The sequence below is a fragment of the Photorhabdus aballayi genome (assembly GCF_026153155.1).
Lineage (GTDB): Bacteria > Pseudomonadota > Gammaproteobacteria > Enterobacterales > Enterobacteriaceae > Photorhabdus > Photorhabdus luminescens.
In genome coordinates this window covers 83,327-100,517 of sequence record NZ_JAPFCD010000008.1, presented here as the reverse complement: position 1 = coordinate 100,517, position 17,191 = coordinate 83,327, and the positions used below count along the sequence as shown (strand labels likewise).

The following is a 17,191-nucleotide window of genomic DNA, read 5'->3' as shown; positions in this document are numbered from 1 at the left end:
TGGCCGGCCTTTGAGATTACATCACCAGACGGCGGATATCGCTCATCGCATGATTAATAAATGTGATGAAACGCGCGCCATCAGCACCATCGATCACACGGTGATCGAAGGAAAGCGACAGAGGCAGCATCAGACGTGGTGCAAATTCTTTACCATTCCATACTGGCTTCATTGATGAACGGGATACGCCCAAGATAGCCACTTCCGGCGCATTAACGATTGGCGTAAATGATGTGCCGCCGATACCGCCCAGACTTGAAATAGTGAAACATCCACCCTGCATATCAGATGCAGTCAGTTTGCCTGCACGAGCTTTCTTAGATATTTCAGTCAGCTCGCGGGACAGCTCAATGATGCCTTTCTTGTTAACATCACGGAACACTGGAACCACCAAACCATTAGGCGTATCAACTGCCACACCAATGTTGATGTATTTTTTCAGCGTCAGTTTTTGACCATCTTCCGAGATAGAGCTGTTAAAACGCGGCATCTCTTCCAGCGCTTTTGCTACCGCTTTCATGATGAATACTAGCGGAGTAATCTTCACGCCAAGCTGTTTCTTCTCAGCTTCCTGATTCTGTTGTTTGCGGAAGTTTTCAACTTCAGTGATATCCGTTTCGTCGAACTGGGTAACATGAGGGATCATCACCCAGTTACGGCTCAGGTTAGCACCAGAGATTTTCTGAATACGGCCCAGTTCAACTTCTTCAATTTCACCAAATTTGCTGAAATCAACTTTCGGCCAAGGCAACATACCAGGCAGGCCACCACCCGCTGATGCAGGAGCAGACTCAGCACGTTTAACCGCGTCCTTCACGTAAGCCTGAACATCTTCACGCAGAACACGACCTTTACGCCCGGTACCTTTCACTTTAGCCAGGTTAACGCCGAATTCACGCGCCAGACGACGGATCACCGGCGTTGCATGAACATAAGCGCTATTTTCAGCGAAATCATTTTTATCTTCTTCTGCGAAGCTTCTGCTAGCAATAACCGGCGCTGCCGCTTTCTCTGGTTCAGCCGCTGGCGCTGGAGCTGAGGCAACCGGAGCAGCAGGCGCTGCACCCGCAACTTCAAATACCATAATCATAGAACCGGTTTTCACTTTATCACCGGCCTTGATTTTAATCTCTTTAACGATACCTGCGAATGGCGCCGGTACTTCCATAGAGGCTTTATCGCCTTCTACGGTGATCAGCGACTGTTCCGCTGTAACCGTATCGCCTTTTTTAACCATCACTTCGGTAACTTCAACTTCATCACCACCGATATCCGGTACATGAACATCCATAGCCGCAGAAGCTACTGGTTCTGGCTCTGCCATACGCGAAGACAATGCTATCGCTGCTGGCTCTTCCGCTGGCGCAGCTTCTACCGCACCTTTCGCGGAATCAAAAATCATAATCAGTTTGTCGGTTTCAACTTTATCGCCAACCGCAATGATGATCTCTTTAACAACACCCGCCTGTGGGGATGGAACTTCCATAGAAGCCTTATCACCTTCCACGGTGATCAGCGATTGCTCAGCTTCCACTGTATCGCCAACTTTCACCATGATTTCGGTGACTTCAACTTCATCCGCACCGATATCCGGTACCTTAATTTCGATAGCCATTGATTCTTTACCTCTTATGCCAGACGCGGGTTAACTTTTTCTGGGTTAATGTTGTATTTCTTGATTGCTTCTTCCACAACATTCACGTCGATTTCGCCGCGCTTAGCCAACTCACCCAAAGCAGCAACTACCACGTAAGAAGCATCAACTTCAAAGTGATGACGCAGGTTTTCACGGCTATCGGAACGACCGAAACCGTCAGTGCCCAATACGCGGAATTCGCTTGCAGGGATGAAATTACGAATTTGTTCTGCGAACAGCTTCATATAATCAGTAGAAGCCACTGCCGGTGCTTCATTCATGATCTGAGCAACATAAGGTACACGTGGCGTTTCTGTTGGGTGCAGCATGTTCCAACGTTCACAATCCTGACCATCACGAGCCAGTTCCGTGAATGACGTCACGCTGTACACATCAGAACCCACACCATAATCGTTAGCCAGAATCTGTGCCGCTTCACGAACATGACGCAGAATAGAACCAGAACCTAATAGCTGAACTTTACCTTTGCTGCCTGCCAAGCTTTCCAGCTTGTAGATACCTTTACGAATACCTTCTTCTGCACCTTTTGGCATCGCCGGCATGTGGTAGTTTTCGTTCAGCGTAGTGATGTAGTAGTAAATGTTCTCTTGTTTCTCACCATACATACGCTCCAAACCATCATGCATAATCACAGCAACTTCATAAGCAAATGCCGGATCGTAAGAGATGCAGTTAGGGATAGTCAGAGACTGAATGTGGCTGTGCCCATCTTCGTGTTGCAAGCCTTCGCCATTCAGGGTTGTACGACCAGAAGTACCACCAATCAGGAAACCACGCGCCTGTTGGTCGCCTGCCGCCCAGCACAGGTCGCCAATACGTTGGAACCCGAACATAGAGTAGTAGATGTAGAACGGAATCATTGGCAGGTTATTGGTACTGTAAGACGTTGCCGCCGCCAGCCATGATGAACCGGCGCCCAGTTCATTGATACCTTCTTGCAGAATCTGGCCCTTAGCATCTTCTTTATAGTAAGCAACCTGCTCACGGTCCTGCGGAGTATACTGCTGGCCGTTAGGGCTGTAGATGCCGATCTGACGGAACAGACCTTCCATACCAAAAGTACGCGCTTCATCAGCAATGATTGGAACCAGACGATCTTTGATTGACTTGTTCTTCAACATCACATTCAAGGCACGAACGAAAGCGATAGTGGTAGAAATTTCTTTGTTTTGCTCTTCCAGCAATGGACCAAAATCTTCCAGCGTTGGCAGTTCCAGCTTCTCTTCAAAATGAGTACGACGGCTTGGCAAATAGCCACCCAACGCTGCACGACGTTCATGCAAATATTTGTACTCTTCAGAGTCTTTATCAAAAGTCACATACGGCAGGTTTTCGAGTTGATCATCAGCCACAGATACATTGAAACGATCACGGAAATGGCGAACGCCTTCCATATTCATCTTCTTAACCTGATGAGCGATGTTTTTACCTTCAGCGGTATCACCCATACCGTAACCCTTGATAGTCTGAGCCAGGATAACCGTTGGTTTGCCGGTAGTTTCCTGCGCTTTTTTCAACGCGGCAAAGACTTTCTTCGGATCATGACCACCACGGTTCAACGCCCAAATTTGGTCATCAGTCATATCTTTGACTAATTCAGCGGTCTCTGGGTAACGACCAAAGAAATGCTTACGCACATAAGCGCCATCTTTGGATTTGAACGTCTGGTAATCACCATCCAGCGTTTCGTTCATCACTTGGATCAATTTACCGCTGGTATCTTTACGCAGCAGTTCATCCCAACGCTCGCCCCAAAGCACTTTAATCACCTGCCAGCCGGCGCCATCAAAAATGCCTTCCAGCTCATTAACGATTTTGCCATTGCCTGTAACTGGGCCATCCAGACGTTGCAGGTTACAGTTGATGACAAATACCAAGTTATCCAGTTTTTCACGGGTTGCGATAGTGATCGCCCCTTTAGATTCTGGCTCATCCATTTCACCGTCGCCCAGGAAGGCATAAACGGTCTGCTTGGATGTATCTTTCAGACCACGGTGTTCCAGATATTTCAGGAACTTAGCCTGATAAATCGCACCAATTGGCCCCAACCCCATTGAAACAGTTGGGAACTGCCAGAATTCAGGCATCAATTTTGGATGCGGATAAGAAGAGAGACCGTTGCCATGAATTTCCTGACGGAAATTATTCATCTGCTCTTCAGTTAAACGGCCTTCAAGGAAAGCACGAGCGTAGACACCTGGAGAAATGTGACCTTGGAAATAAACCAAGTCACCGCCGTCATTTTCATTACGGGCACGGAAGAAATGGTTGAAACAAACTTCATACATGGTTGCTGAAGATTGGAATGAAGCCATGTGACCGCCTAATTCCAAATCTTTTTTGGATGCCCGCAACACGGTCATCACAGCATTCCAACGAATAGCAGAGCGAATACGGCGCTCCAAATCCAGGTTGCCAGGGTAAGCAGGCTCATCCTCAACAGCAATGGTATTGATGTAATCGCGGTTCGCAGCACCTGCCGCAACATTCACGCCACCTTTACGTGCTTCATTCAGTACCTGATCAATCAAGAACTGGGCACGATCAACACCCTCTTCACGGATGACCGATTCGATCGCCTGTAACCAGTCGCGAGTTTCGATCGGATCCACGTCATTTTTCAAAATGTCTGACATGGTGTATTCCTTATCTGTTATCTGTTTCTAATGATTGTTTTGGAGCCTACCTTCCCGTCATACCCTTTGACGTTCAGCCGGTCATGACTGGAAGATAGGCCCTCACTGTTGTTGCCGCTAGCGCCCTCAGTAAAGGGACTCAACTTAGCTGTGCAGACGCAGCAAACTTCAAGATCTACACAGCTAATTTTATTCCTGATGCTGTTGAAGACGTCGTAATGATCGCTCGCGACGAGTATGCTCGCGACTGAGATCTAATAAGACATCTTCAATAAAAGCTAAATGGCGATGGGATGCCTCACGGGCTTTCTCTGGTTGCCTCGCCATTATCGCTTCAAAAATCTTCGACCGATGATCGCTGACGGCCATCAGCATTTCTCGGCGGGTATACAAAAACTCAAAATTCTGCCGGATATTGTGTTCCAGCATAGGCGCCATACAGCGTAATAAATGAAGGAGAACCACATTATGCGCAGCTTCGGCAACGACAAGCTGATATTGCAAAACAGCCTCGGATTCAGCATTGACATCCCCTCTTTCCTGAGCTTGTTGAATAACAAGGTGATATTCACGAATGCGTTCAAAATCTTCGTCAGTTCCACGCAGGGCCGCGTAATAGGCAGCAACACCTTCCAAAGCATGGCGGGTTTCGAGGAGGTCAAATTGAGATTCTGGGTGACCAGCCAGTAGTTGTGCCAGTGGATCACTGAAACTTTGCCAGAGGTTACTCTGAACAAACGTCCCCCCACCCTGACGGCGAAAAAGAAAACCTTTAGCTTCTAACCGCTGAATGGCTTCACGCAGTGAAGGGCGTGACACATCAAACTGTTTCGCCAACTCACGTTCAGGCGGCAACTTCTCCCCTGGACGCACAGATCCTTCAAGGATGAGATGTTCGAGACGTTGCTCAATAACATCTGATAATTTTGGTTGGCGGATTTTGCTATAAGCCATATTTACTATAAGTCAGTTAAAACCAAGCCAGTTAGAACCTATCTCATTAGGCTATTTTGTTTGTCGTTTCGAACCTAGGCAGTGTTTAAGCAGCCTGTATCAATAATGCCTACTTAAGGTAGGTTATATGAATAAACATTATTTCGGTCTTTGCCGAAGTCAATTGGTAATACCAATTTAAACTACTGGGCCATAAAAGTAACAAAGTATTCACCAACTGTCCATAAAGACCTTGTGCTAAATCATAAAAACCTGCAAATTTTAACAATTTTTTTTAAAAATTAGCAAAAGTTGATAACCAATAGGTTAATAAATATCCTAAGATAATATCTTAACCTAACCTTTTTAAACGTATAAATGAGTATAGTGAATCGTTACAGCAATAAAAGAATTGAATCTTTATTAAAAAAATATAGCGACCAAATCATCACTTGTTGATTTTAAACACAATTGCATACCATCAGGTTATAAATGTAGCTCAAATCAATAAAACTGAGGGGCTAAAACTGGTGATCAGAAAGGAATAATGGCAAATATGTGAGGAACCACCAGCAACAGTTCCACATAACTCTTGCTGATGGGAAAAATGTACTATCATTAAAACCAATAGCGCGTCTTTTCATACCACCCTTTTCTATACATACAGGATGAAATTATCCAACTCCTTGACGATTCATTTTTATCCCAACGCTTAACTTCAGTTTTTGGCACAGTAACGTAATGATTACAGGATTTATCTTCTTTTTTGTCTTTATCTTTACAGGAAAAATGTTTTGTCTCGAAAGAATGAACAATTTCGCTGGTCCAGTCTGATGGTAATTGAGAATAACCAAATGCCTTACATTCAGTATAATCCCTATCCCTTTCATACTTAGTTGCGCCCGGTTTTTCCCACGATGTACAACCAGTTAATAAAGTAAACAATATAATTAAAGGAATAATAGTGATTTTTTTTATGGAATTCATAAAAAATGCCTCAAATAAAACTAAAGAAAATAATCAGGGAAATTAAATTAGAATTTAAAAGTCCCACTAATACGGTAACTATCTTTCTCAAAAGATGGCCTTCCACCAGATTGTATAATTTGTCTGTCTTGGATTGATGTGTTTTTATCAAAATCAGGCACAGAATGCGTGGTATTGACTTTAACTTCTTCACCCGAAATTATATCTTTGACATTACATTCAAGATAACCACAGGTTGAAACATAAGCATCACTTAATTGTGGTATGGAACATCCTGTAACCATAAATATTGATAACAAAGCAATGAGAAATTTATTCATTCCTAATATCCTTAAATTGCTGTATATATTATAAAAATTTAACTTAAATAAAAACCATATAAAAAGAGAGATTATTTTTTATGATCGAGTAAGTAATATCTACATATGCATTTTATCTTTCTGGCATTCCACGGAATATCAGAACAATATCCCCCCAGAGAGAAATATATATTCTTATCGCAAGGAAAAACCTGCTTTATTGGCGTTCCATTAACACCGAAGAGTAACAGGCTAGATAAAAAACATGAAATAGTTAATATTTTCATGTATTTAAAACTGGCTAATGAATATAAAGTTCCATCTTATAAGATACCAAAAGACATACAGTGACTTTATTTTTTGTATTAACGGCTATCCTCTCCATCTTCCACATATTCCAATATATCTCCAGGCTGACACTGTAAATGTTTACAAATTTTTTCCAGCGTCTCGATACGGATACCTTTTATTTTGCCATTTTTCAGCAATGATAAATTTTGCTCAGTAATGCCAATAATGGCGGCTAATTCTTTAGACTTTACTTTCCTTTTCGCTAAGATCACATCCAGTCTTATTATAATACTCATGATGATTCTCAGATAAAATAACGTTGCTCATCACTTATCTTCTTAGATTCACGCATAATTAAGCTAAATATCAGAAGGAATACACCAAACATAATAATAAACAGAGATTCTGAATTAACACCAAGCGAGAAACTAAATACCCGTTGTCCTTTTCCTAAATCCACAGATAACGCCATCCCTTGTAATGTATTAATCACAGGGTAAAGCAGTTGCTCCAGAATCATCAGGAAACCAATAATAAATGAAGCGGAAATATTACGATCACTCCATATTTCACCTTTAGCAAACCGGAAAAACAAAATTCCGATTAATACATAAGAAGCGGTTGATATGATTCGAGGTATCGTATCCAGTAAGATATAAAGTACCTCACTTAATAAAGACTGCTTAAATCCTTTTGCAATTAATGCAGGCATCAGATCACTATATGCCTGAAGAACAGCTTGACGAGTGGTATCATGCCATAACGACCAAGACGCAATATGGAACCCTATATCACCAATTGCCATAACAGCAGCAATAATAATAGCCAGAAAGCTAAGTAGCTTGATTCTGGGATTAGTTACAAACTCCTGTTTATCACACATTGTGTCATTCCATATACATGTTCAACTAAACTGTCGTTAAAGTACTTTAAAAGTTATCGTATGACAATAATTTTTTATCACTAAATAGACAGAATATGATTCAGGGTAATCGATAAATCATAGCGATAATCATTGAAAACTGTCATTAATTTATTGATAGAAAAAGAAAAAAGTAGTTATTCCTTCCAAAGCAATTTATCCGCCACGGCGATATTTTGTCATAAAGGTTAACAGTGCCGTTTACACAGGAAGCCTTTTCAAAGCTCAATATGCTCGCTCAATACCAAAAAATTCATAAAAATAGTTAATGTATTTCTTTTGTGAATCTGGAAGTCTTGGTTTTTGGGCAATGATAGGAATAGACGGAACGCGAAGAAAAAGTTGCTTAAGGTTGTGATGGCGCTTTCAGTGGAAGCCAGTTTCTGACACGGGATAAAAAACCGAACATTTAGAGTTATTTTGTTCGGTTATCTTCAACCGCCGGGGCAGTATACGGAAAATTTCATCACTTAAAAGAGATTTTTTGTATTATTTTGTAAAAAATTACTTATTTTTTTGATTTCAAAAGGAAATTATTTCTTAAATTATGAATATTACGAACCGTTTTTAGGCTATTTTTTGATCAATTTGATATTCATTTCCTGATGCTAAGGGCTAAGGCCCTCAAACTAAACGATATAAGCCACAAGTCATTTCTTGTAGTGAATATTTTTTTATAAATATTTCATCTAGTTAATAACCAAACAAAATAACTCTAAATGACTAGTAAACGCACCGCGTTGGCGGCCTGACTGTTTAATCTGTCGTGATGTTGTTTTAGGCAAAATGTATGTAAATAGATGTAGATAAGGAATAGATGAAATGAAAAAGCAAATTTTGAAAACCAGCGTATTAGCCGCAGTGCTCCTGAGCATGGGAATGGGTATGGCACATGCTTCAACAGGTGGTGCTACAGTAAACGTGATGGCCACCATAGGCGCGGCGACTTGTGAGCTTGATGTCTCTGGCACTGGTATCAGTGGTTCTAAAGGTGCTTACGCCTTAGATATGGGAATGATCTCCCCGACAAATGTTAGTACTAACATCTCTACCGCTAATTCTTCAGGAAAAGAAAAAGAATTAGCGGTTAAACTAGCTAACTGTAGTAACAAAATGGGAAGTACCGGAGTCGGTAATAAATTCACTCCTAAAAAAGATATTAAAGTGCAAATTTTGGGACAGACTCTTGAGAACAAAGACAATCTATTCAACGCCAATGCTAAAGCTGACGTAGGGGTGGCTGTGTATGACGGGGCAAACGCCATTACTAAGGGAACTCCTATTACTATCGCTGATACCACAGAATTCGATCCAGCCAGCCCAACAGATGGAAAGGGCATGAAAAAATTCAAAGTGGCGCTAGTTTCCAAGTCCAGCAACCTACCGGAGGTCCAAGAGGTAATAGCCCCAGTAACATTTCAAATAGTTTATCAATAATCAACGTCATCAAGTGCTAAGGGCATCATAGCAATCGAATTGGACAAGGAAGTCCAATTCTTGCTGACGCAACACCAAACCAGACACATTCAGGTGACTCAGTGAAAAGATTGATTACAACGATGATGGTGGCCGGTCTGTTAGGCTGCCCTATCTCTTCCGCACAAGCGGAAGGGGTGGGGATCAATGCCACCCGCATTATATACCGGGCGGACAGCCACGCTGCAACCGCTTCGCTACGTAATAGCAGTAAAGAGGCCGTCTATCTGATGCAGGTGACGGTCAGTTCTACCCCTGAGGGGAGCAAAATCGCACCGTTTGTGGTGACGCCACCTCTGTTTCGTATGGAACCAGGCAGCCAGAATCAGGTGCGCATCATCAAAACCGGACAGGCACTACCCGCCGACCGAGAATCCCTGTTCTGGTTTACCGCGCAGGCCATCCCGTTAAGTCCTGAATCCGACAATCCCGCCGGTAAGCAGATTACCGGGGGCGTACAGATTGCTCTGGCCAACACGATTAAACTGATGTACCGCCCACAAGGGCTACCGATTTCTGCCGAAAAAGGGTTTGGCACCCTGCATTTCAAACCGACAGCCGAGGGGATAACGGTCACCAACCCGTCACCCTATTACATCACTTTTACCTCCCTGAAAGTGGGCGGACAGGAGCTGATGACGAAGCAACAAAAGGAGAACATGGTATCCCCCTTCTCTGCTCTGGCTTTACCGCTCAAAGGGGCACATTACCCGGCCAAAGTGAGCTGGACAGTAATTAATGACCTTGGCGGAGAATCATCCTATCAGGGGGAGATACCGTAATGTTAAAACCGTGGACCCTTATCAGACAGACAACCCTGGCCAGTCTGTTCTGTACCGCCCCCCTGTCTGGGGGAGCGAGCTCCAATACAGCAGAGCTAACGCTAGCATTGACGCTGGAGCAGCCAACCTGTGAGCTTAATGTACAGACATCTTCCACTGTGAAATTTTCATCCGTACCACTCACCGAGGTGCAAAACAGTGCGGGACACATTGATTCTGTGAGCAGCAAACCTATTACGCTGGCGTTGTCAGGTTGTGCCGGATCAGCCCGCACGGGCCGTACCCCGGCCATTAAAATAGCCGGTTCCACATCAGAAGACTACCCGACGTTATTTCGGGATAAGGCTTCCACGGTAGCGGGCAATGTGGGATTTGGCCTGCGCTATCAAGCGCCGGGAGGCGGACTGGGGAGCTACCTGAAAAATGGCGATTATGTGGATTTGGCATCACTGGGTAGCGCCGCCAAAGACAGTCAAATCACCTTCCAGATGGATATGCGACATGAATCCGGCGCGGCTGTACCGACCCCCGGTGAATTGACCGCGCACATTCAATTTCAATTTGACTATCACTGAGCGTAGCTCGGGTAACCGATTTCAGGAGGCGTTGTGGAAACAAGTCGGGCACGCCCAACGCGGTACAGGCTGGCGCCGCTACTATTCTGGCTGGGGTTAGGCATGACTGGAACAGAACCTTGTCAGGCAGCCGGTATCAGCCTGAATAAAACCCGGGTGATTTTTAGCCAGGGGGAACGGGCGCAAACGCTGACGGTGGTCAACACCACATCTCAGGCGTGGCTGGTGCAGGTAAGAATCACGGGAAATCAGGAGAAAGCCGCACCGGCGTTTGTGGTAACACCGCCGCTGTTCAGGCTGGAGGCCAACAGTCAGAACAGCCTGCGTATTTTGCCGACGTTTAACCGGCCTTCCTTTCCGATGGATCGGGAATCGCTTGGATATGTGCAGATGAACGCCATCCCCGCAACTCAGCCGGTAACGGATGAGCCGGTTCAGGATCAGATGTCGATGAGCGTGGGGATGCGGATCAAGTTTTTCTGGCGACCGCATGGCCTGCCGATGTTTCCGGAAAAGGCGTATGGACAGCTTCGCTTTCAGTCGCAACCCGATGGCATAAAGGCGTGCAATCCCACCCCGTATTTCCTGTCGCTGGACAGCCTGACGCTGGACGGACAGGCGCTCGATCTGAACCGCTATCCCTCCATGATAGCGCCGCAAGATTGTGTGACCTATGTCGGACAGGAGGGCAAAAAATCGGTGAGCTGGTCGATGATTAATGATTACGGCGGGGCTTCAAACCTGTTTACCGCCAAAGTGGCGCGTTAAATTCGCCCGTGTTTTCTCCAGAGGTGGAAAGTGAAGAGAATCAGTAACGGAAATGGGCGAGCATGCGGTGGATCAATGATTTACCCCTTCTGTTTCGCCCTGCTGCTAGGGGGCCTGTTAAAGGCGCAGGCGGCGGAGAATCAGGGGTTATCGTTCTCCCCGATGCAGTTATCGTATGTGGCTAAAGATAGCCCGGGCGGAGTGACCCTCAGCATGACGAATCACACCGAACAAGGCTATCTGGTACAGGGATTTGTCAGCCCGATGGACCCCGATACCGGTCGCTTTGACACCAAAACCGGGCAAGTTCCCCCTTTTGTTGTCCTGCCGCCGTTAAAGCGGGTCGAAGCCGGTGGGAAATTTTTGTTCCGTATTCGCCAGCTTGGCGGGCAGTTGCCGCAGGATCGGGAATCGGCCTTTGTCGTCTCGCTGCGATCTATCCCGGGCGTCGCTATACCGGACACAGGCGCATCTGAGCGCCAAACCGGCCAGCATTCGCAAGTGCAAGTCGCCTTACAGATGAATATTCGGCTGTTTTATCGTCCTCAGGGCGTCCCCGCCCGGGATAACGCCACGGTGGCTAAACAGGTGAAATTTTCCCTTCAGGGAACGCAATTGCGGGTGGAAAATCCCACGCCCTATTTTCTGACTTTTTCTGTCCTGAAAATAGGCGCACAACACGCGGATAACCACACACGCCAAACGATGGTGCCGCCGAAAGGCATACAAACCTATTTGTTTCAAACCCATTCGTTTACTGCCGGGACACCGGGCCTGCTGGTCTGGCGTTTTCCCGGTGACAGTCAGGATCGCCACGTCCCGTTATAAACCCGCCGCATCTGCGGACGGTGTACCGGCAAAGTGACCTCAAGATTAACAGCATAAGCTTAATTAGAAGCAGAGATGAGCTATGGCAATAAACATTTTATTTCCGTCTGCGCTGCGGGCGGGTAACCAACGTGCGTCCGGTCAACCGGGCAGTTTCCGGCCCCGCCCGGTGTACCTATGTCTGCTGTGTTCACTGACGGCAACGGCTCTGCCCGCCTCGGCGCGGGAATACTTTAATCCGGCTTTCCTGATGGGCGCTGACGGTGAACGCAGTCATGTCGATCTCTCGGCGTATGAAACCGCGGGGTATGTCGCACCGGGACGCTATCTGGTCGATGTCTACATAAATCAGAATAAGGTGGACAACCGCGAGATTGAATTCAGGCTGATTAACAACCATCTTCAACCGGTATTAACGGTTGCGCAGCTAGAAGAATATGGGGTCAATGTTCGCGGGTTACCGGCTTTTAAGGGAAAAACGAACGACAGCCTCATTACCGATCTGACGAAACAGATCCCGCAGGCCCGCGCAACTCTGGATTTCGCCCGTTTACGTCTGGATCTGAGTGTCCCTCAGATCGCCATGCAGCCTCATCATTCCGGGATGGTCGATCCGTCACTGTGGGATAACGGCATTCCGGCCTTTTTGATGAACTACACCGTTAACGGTTCAGAAGGGCGTTATGACGGTCAGGGAGTCGGCGGCGGATCACGCTCCCGCAATCTGTTCGCCTCTTTTCGCAATGGGTTGAATCTGGGCCCGTGGCGTCTGCGCAGCACGCAAACTTACAGTTACAACCGTCAACGCAACGAGGGGCCCGCCGGTTTTTCCATGCCGGCACAGACCCAATGGCAGGTGAGTAATACCTACCTGCAACGTGATATCCAGTCACTACGCAGTGAGCTCACCGCGGGTGAAACCTATACCGGCGGGGACATTTTTGACAGCATCCCGTTTCGCGGCATGAAACTGGCTTCTGAGGAGGCTATGTTGCCTGACAGTCAGCGCGGTTTCGCCCCGGAGATAACCGGGGTGGCAAACTCCAATGCGCAGGTGACCGTCTCCCAGAATGGTTATACCGTCTATCAAACCACGGTAGCGCCGGGGCCGTTTCGTTTCAACGATCTGTACACTACCGGGGGCGCGGGCGACCTGACGGTCACCATCAAAGAGGAAGATGGCAGTACCCGGGTCTCCACCCTCGCTGCTTCGTCTGTTCCTGTGATGCAGCGACCCGGCGGCATTAAATATGAGTTGACGACCGGTCAATATCACGGCGGTAACCTCACCGATGGCAGCCGTTCCCCGGTATTTGCGCTAGGCACGCTGGTTTATGGCCTGCCGCACAATATCACACTGTACGGCGGCGGGCTGGTCGCCGGCAACTACCAGTCGGGGGTATTAGGCTCGGGCGTGTCACTGGGGGTTTTTGGCGCTCTGTCTGCGGATGCGACGTTTGCCCGCGCCCAGTTACAAGGGGTTAAAGGGCAGGAGGATAACCAGCAACAGGGCCAATCTTATCGGGTGAAATACTCCAAGAACTTGATCAGTACCGGGACCGGCATTGATTTGGCCGCCTACCGCTATTCCACTCAGCATTACTACAGTTTCAGTGATGTTAACAGCATGGGATACAGCCTGAATGAATATCAGGTCCCGTGGGCGCTTGACCGACGTCAAAGCACCTTGCAGGTCAATCTACGTCAGACACTGGGACGCTGGGGCAGTCTTTATGCCTCCGGGACGCGCAACGATTACTGGAATGGCCGTACCGACAACAATCTGAGTCTGGGTTACAACGCCATGTTGATGGGGATCAGCTATAACCTGAGTTATAACATTTCTCGTATAAAAGGCGAGGGCCACTGGCCGGAGAACCGCCAGTTGTCATTGAATATGCAGATCCCGCTCAGTCTTTTTGGATCATCGTCGGCATTACAGGGCGTTTACACCCGCTATACCGCCTCGCGCGACTCGCAGGGTCACACTACTCAACAGACCGGCATCAGCGGCACGTTATGGGATAACCGCCTGAATTATAACCTCCAGCAAGGCTGGGGACACAGCGGCCAGCAAAACAGCCGGTCTTTGTCTCTGGGTTATCAGGGCAGCCAGGGCAGCGTTAATCTGGGTTACAACGACAGCGCCAATAGCCATCATTTCACCTACGGAACTTCCGGCGCCCTCCTGATCCATCCTTACGGCATGACGCTATCACGCTCATTAGGTGATGAAGCGGTGTTAGTCCGCGCGCCCGGCGCAAAAGGGGTGACGGTCAGTAACGGCAACGTCCAGACCGACTGGCGCGGCTACGCCGTCCTGCCGGGCGGATCGGTCTACCATAAAAACACCATCAATCTAGATCCGTCCACACTGCCGGACGGGGTTGATATTGACCAGACCAGTAAGAACGTTTACCCGACAAAAGGGGCGGTGACGCTGGCCAATTATCAGGTGCGCTTAGGCAGCCAGTTGCTGTTGACTTTGACACATCATGGCAAACCCGTGCCCTTTGGCGCCACGGCAACGCTAGCAGGTAACGCGGCTCAGGCCGGCGGCGGCATTGTGGGCGATAACGGCCGGGTTTATCTGAGCGGCATGCCGCCCGCCGGTCATGTGAAAGTCAAATGGGGAAACGGGGCAAATCAACAATGCACCACCCGTTATCAGGTGTCGTCCGATACCCCCGGACAACTGGTGCAGGCCGATGCCGTATGTCTATAAGCGTGACCTTCATATGGGCAGCTTGACCTGCGCGCCCGGTAAAACATCACCTGTCTCGCGTTTGCCTCCGGAACACAGCCAAAAGAGCGGTTATCCCCGGAAGTTAGACCCGCGATTTGAACAGATGAATAATTTGGAGAGAAGAAGGATGTTAAATACTGAACGTTTGTGGGGCAGTCATGTCGAAAACCCGGTCCCAACCCTTATGGGCCTGGGAGTATCACTGCTCTTTTTATTCACCGCTTTGCCACTCCAGGCAACAGAGACTTATCAGGACTGTGAGGCTGAATTGGTGCATATGGTTCGCAATGTCACCGGTTATGCAATGGCGCCAAACAACAAAGATAAGCGGGATTATTCACGTGATGAAATAGTGGGTTATACCACCAGCGGCCCGCTGGATTGGTCGACAACCTGTCGTGTCCCTGCCGGAACGCAGTTTATGGCCTACACCGTGGGATCGGGCGCCAGCCCATTACTCTCTTCGTCGTCACCGAGTAGCACCCGAGTAGGTCGAACCGGTGACTTTACCGTCGATATCGGGCAATCTTCACTCTCTTGCCAGACGCATGGTTCAGCCAATACTTACCACACCGCCAATCTGGCAACCGGGAATAGCGGCGTGAACCTTCCTTGCGTCCCGGATGCTAACGGTCTGGTTGATATCAGCGTTCGCACGGTGACCGGGGCGATTTACCCGGACAGTGACGGCAATTTCAATGCAAAACCGGGGGGAAGTCATTTGTCAGTGGGCTCGATCGGCTGGACTCCAGCGGCAATATCGGGGCCTAACGGCATGCTGAAACCCCTGTGGACCACCGTCATCCTCTCATCCGTTAAAAAGCCGTCCACCTGTGCCGTTGTCCTTACCCCGCCATCGGTGAATTGGGGAACAGTGAAGAGAGCCGGTAAAAAAGCGGGAGATCCACTGGAATCAGCCAGGCAAATAGGGATAAACAGCACCTGTTCCGGCGATGACGAGGTCTTTCAACATTCACGCCTACTCTACCGAATTGATGGGCCATTTGTGCCGGGTAAACCGAATGCGCTGGCCTCGTCAATAGATCAGGTCGCCTTTGCGTTCTTCGATTCTGCCAATAACCCCTTATCACTCAGTACCGGGCACCGAGGTTCAGGAGAAAACGCGAGATACGTTAAGCGAGGGGACGATAGCTATACGGCATCAACGCAAGTATCCGTTGTACCCATTCTGATGAAGGCGGATGGCGCCGGAGGACTAGCCCAGGCTGTCGCTGTTATTTCAGTCTGGTCGGATGTTAATTTCATCGAACCTTCTGCTTAGTTATTGCGATTGTTGCAGCGCCAGTCGGCGCTGCATAAACCGGCTCTAATAGCTAAAGGGATGAATAAAACCCGAACCAATCAGAGTCATTAAGCCAACGAATCAAACCAATGCCCCATAAATTGTCAGTAAGGCAACAACAACGATGATAGAGAAAGTCACTTTTTTCGCCAATATCACTGCTGCAATAGGCGTTTGAATTGAATCAAGATGAGGTTCGCGACTTAATGAAAACTGAGCAAGCTGACAGAGCACTTTATATTGTGAGGTTCTTAAATCACTAAGAGAAGCAACCCACGCCGGTAAAGCTCGTTCACCATGCCCTAATAAAGCATAAGTAACGCCAGCCAGACGAACGGGAATCCAATCCAACCAATGCAACAAGCCATCAACGCCAGATTGAGCTCGCTGAACCGGCGTACCATATTGTGCCAACCATCCCTGATAAGCTCTTAAGAAACAATATCCCATTAAAGCAACCGGCCCTAATTCACCCGCCACAATCAACCAAAAAATCGGCGCCAGATAATAGCGAAAATTTATCCATAGCAACGCATTTTGTATCTCTCGCAACATATTCTCTTTGCTGGCATCAGAAGGTAAACCATGAATAATTGCGAGACGCGTAAGATATTCTCTTTGTTGTTCCCTGTTATCCTGATGAACAGTACGAAAATATTCACGATAATCATGCCGTAAGCGCCCTGCCCCGATGCACAGCAAACAAATGAATACCCATAAAACCAGTTCAAAAATACCGAACATAAAATCATTTAATATTTCAATCAACGTCCATGTAATCATCATGACTACTAACGTCATTAAAAGGCTTTTCCATAACGAAAAAGACTTCAAATTGGTAAACAATGGCTCAAGACGGTGCTCCAATTGCCAATGGTCACCCATTTTAAAAACCCGTTCCCATGCCAACACTAACAACAGTATAAAGAGAGTCATTCTTTCTGCTCCTGCAACAATTGCTGGTAATGTGTCCAATCGAAATAAAGCC

Annotated in this window: 16 protein-coding genes; 8 read left to right on the top strand and 8 right to left on the bottom strand. The window is 47.3% G+C overall.

Going from position 1 to position 17,191, the window contains the following annotated elements; translation table 11 throughout:
• Positions 1 to 16: 16 nt before the first annotated feature.
• The 7 genes from aceF to OO184_RS06705 all read right to left on the bottom strand — a co-directional run bounded on the left by aceF (position 17) and on the right by OO184_RS06705 (position 7,686).
• Positions 17 to 1,615 (bottom strand): pyruvate dehydrogenase complex dihydrolipoyllysine-residue acetyltransferase, encoded by a 1,599-nt coding sequence (aceF, locus tag OO184_RS06735; protein WP_265378504.1) that lies wholly within the window; start codon positions 1,613 to 1,615, stop codon positions 17 to 19.
• Between the two features lie 14 nt (positions 1,616 to 1,629).
• Positions 1,630 to 4,293 carry a pyruvate dehydrogenase (acetyl-transferring), homodimeric type gene (gene aceE, locus OO184_RS06730; RefSeq protein WP_088373302.1) on the bottom strand — a complete coding sequence of 888 codons (2,664 nt, stop codon included), beginning with the start codon at positions 4,291 to 4,293 and terminating at the stop codon, positions 1,630 to 1,632.
• 189 nt (positions 4,294 to 4,482) lie between these two features.
• Positions 4,483 to 5,247, bottom strand: a complete 765-nt coding sequence (gene pdhR, locus OO184_RS06725; protein ID WP_265378503.1) for a pyruvate dehydrogenase complex transcriptional repressor PdhR — start codon at positions 5,245 to 5,247, stop codon at positions 4,483 to 4,485.
• 597 nt (positions 5,248 to 5,844) lie between these two features.
• Positions 5,845 to 6,213, bottom strand: coding sequence for a hypothetical protein (locus OO184_RS06720; protein WP_049582362.1), 369 nt, complete (start codon positions 6,211 to 6,213; stop codon positions 5,845 to 5,847).
• 47 nt (positions 6,214 to 6,260) lie between these two features.
• The gene (locus OO184_RS06715) at positions 6,261 to 6,533 is read right to left on the bottom strand and encodes a lipoprotein (RefSeq protein WP_244161530.1); all 273 of its coding nucleotides are present in this window, start codon (positions 6,531 to 6,533) and stop codon (positions 6,261 to 6,263) included.
• A gap of 344 nt (positions 6,534 to 6,877) precedes the next feature.
• Positions 6,878 to 7,099 (bottom strand): helix-turn-helix domain-containing protein, encoded by a 222-nt coding sequence (locus OO184_RS06710; RefSeq protein ID WP_049582365.1) that lies wholly within the window; start codon positions 7,097 to 7,099, stop codon positions 6,878 to 6,880.
• Positions 7,100 to 7,107: 8 nt separating this feature from the next.
• Entirely contained in the window at positions 7,108 to 7,686 is a 579-nt protein-coding gene (locus OO184_RS06705; protein ID WP_049582366.1) for a hypothetical protein, read from the bottom strand.
• 861 nt (positions 7,687 to 8,547) lie between these two features.
• Here OO184_RS06705 and OO184_RS06700 point away from each other — a divergent pair.
• The 8 genes from OO184_RS06700 to OO184_RS06665 all read left to right on the top strand — a co-directional run bounded on the left by OO184_RS06700 (position 8,548) and on the right by OO184_RS06665 (position 16,182).
• Positions 8,548 to 9,162 (top strand): fimbrial protein, encoded by a 615-nt coding sequence (locus tag OO184_RS06700; RefSeq protein ID WP_265378502.1) that lies wholly within the window; start codon positions 8,548 to 8,550, stop codon positions 9,160 to 9,162.
• Between the two features lie 101 nt (positions 9,163 to 9,263).
• A complete protein-coding gene (locus OO184_RS06695) occupies positions 9,264 to 9,983 on the top strand; it encodes a fimbrial biogenesis chaperone (protein WP_265378501.1) in 720 nt (239 codons plus the stop codon).
• On the top strand, positions 9,983 to 10,558 hold the full coding sequence (locus OO184_RS06690) for a fimbrial protein (RefSeq protein WP_265378500.1): 576 nt from the start codon (positions 9,983 to 9,985) through the stop codon (positions 10,556 to 10,558). The genes OO184_RS06695 and OO184_RS06690 overlap by 1 nt, the downstream gene beginning before the upstream one ends.
• A 102-nt stretch (positions 10,559 to 10,660) precedes the next feature.
• Complete coding sequence (locus OO184_RS06685) at positions 10,661 to 11,326, top strand: fimbrial biogenesis chaperone (RefSeq protein WP_265378499.1); 666 nt, start codon at positions 10,661 to 10,663, stop codon at positions 11,324 to 11,326.
• A gap of 62 nt (positions 11,327 to 11,388) precedes the next feature.
• Positions 11,389 to 11,511: a hypothetical protein gene (locus OO184_RS06680; RefSeq protein WP_265378540.1), complete on the top strand. Its 123-nt coding sequence runs from the start codon at positions 11,389 to 11,391 to the stop codon at positions 11,509 to 11,511.
• The gene (locus tag OO184_RS06675; protein WP_265378538.1) at positions 11,489 to 12,154 is read left to right on the top strand and encodes a fimbrial biogenesis chaperone; all 666 of its coding nucleotides are present in this window, start codon (positions 11,489 to 11,491) and stop codon (positions 12,152 to 12,154) included. Before OO184_RS06680 ends, OO184_RS06675 begins: the two co-directional genes overlap by 23 nt.
• Before the next feature lie 82 nt (positions 12,155 to 12,236).
• Positions 12,237 to 14,879: a fimbria/pilus outer membrane usher protein gene (locus OO184_RS06670; RefSeq protein WP_265378498.1), complete on the top strand. Its 2,643-nt coding sequence runs from the start codon at positions 12,237 to 12,239 to the stop codon at positions 14,877 to 14,879.
• Positions 14,863 to 16,182, top strand: coding sequence for a hypothetical protein (locus OO184_RS06665; protein WP_265378497.1), 1,320 nt, complete (start codon positions 14,863 to 14,865; stop codon positions 16,180 to 16,182). Before OO184_RS06670 ends, OO184_RS06665 begins: the two co-directional genes overlap by 17 nt.
• A gap of 102 nt (positions 16,183 to 16,284) precedes the next feature.
• Here OO184_RS06665 and ampE read toward each other — a convergent pair whose 3' ends face one another.
• The gene (gene ampE, locus OO184_RS06660; RefSeq protein ID WP_265378496.1) at positions 16,285 to 17,139 is read right to left on the bottom strand and encodes a beta-lactamase regulator AmpE; all 855 of its coding nucleotides are present in this window, start codon (positions 17,137 to 17,139) and stop codon (positions 16,285 to 16,287) included.
• Positions 17,140 to 17,191: the final 52 nt, after the last annotated feature.

Coding starts and splice junctions, on each gene's coding strand:
- aceF (WP_265378504.1), bottom strand. CDS start 1,615: ATGGCTATCGAAATTAAGGTACCGGATATCGGTGCGGATGAAGTTGAA.
- aceE (WP_088373302.1), bottom strand. CDS start 4,293: ATGTCAGACATTTTGAAAAATGACGTGGATCCGATCGAAACTCGCGAC.
- pdhR (WP_265378503.1), bottom strand. CDS start 5,247: ATGGCTTATAGCAAAATCCGCCAACCAAAATTATCAGATGTTATTGAG.
- OO184_RS06720 (WP_049582362.1), bottom strand. CDS start 6,213: ATGAATTCCATAAAAAAAATCACTATTATTCCTTTAATTATATTGTTT.
- OO184_RS06715 (WP_244161530.1), bottom strand. CDS start 6,533: ATGAATAAATTTCTCATTGCTTTGTTATCAATATTTATGGTTACAGGA.
- OO184_RS06710 (WP_049582365.1), bottom strand. CDS start 7,099: ATGAGTATTATAATAAGACTGGATGTGATCTTAGCGAAAAGGAAAGTA.
- OO184_RS06705 (WP_049582366.1), bottom strand. CDS start 7,686: ATGTGTGATAAACAGGAGTTTGTAACTAATCCCAGAATCAAGCTACTT.
- OO184_RS06700 (WP_265378502.1), top strand. CDS start 8,548: ATGAAAAAGCAAATTTTGAAAACCAGCGTATTAGCCGCAGTGCTCCTG.
- OO184_RS06690 (WP_265378500.1), top strand. CDS start 9,983: ATGTTAAAACCGTGGACCCTTATCAGACAGACAACCCTGGCCAGTCTG.
- OO184_RS06685 (WP_265378499.1), top strand. CDS start 10,661: ATGACTGGAACAGAACCTTGTCAGGCAGCCGGTATCAGCCTGAATAAA.
- OO184_RS06680 (WP_265378540.1), top strand. CDS start 11,389: ATGCGGTGGATCAATGATTTACCCCTTCTGTTTCGCCCTGCTGCTAGG.
- OO184_RS06675 (WP_265378538.1), top strand. CDS start 11,489: ATGCAGTTATCGTATGTGGCTAAAGATAGCCCGGGCGGAGTGACCCTC.
- OO184_RS06670 (WP_265378498.1), top strand. CDS start 12,237: ATGGCAATAAACATTTTATTTCCGTCTGCGCTGCGGGCGGGTAACCAA.
- OO184_RS06665 (WP_265378497.1), top strand. CDS start 14,863: ATGCCGTATGTCTATAAGCGTGACCTTCATATGGGCAGCTTGACCTGC.
- ampE (WP_265378496.1), bottom strand. CDS start 17,139: ATGACTCTCTTTATACTGTTGTTAGTGTTGGCATGGGAACGGGTTTTT.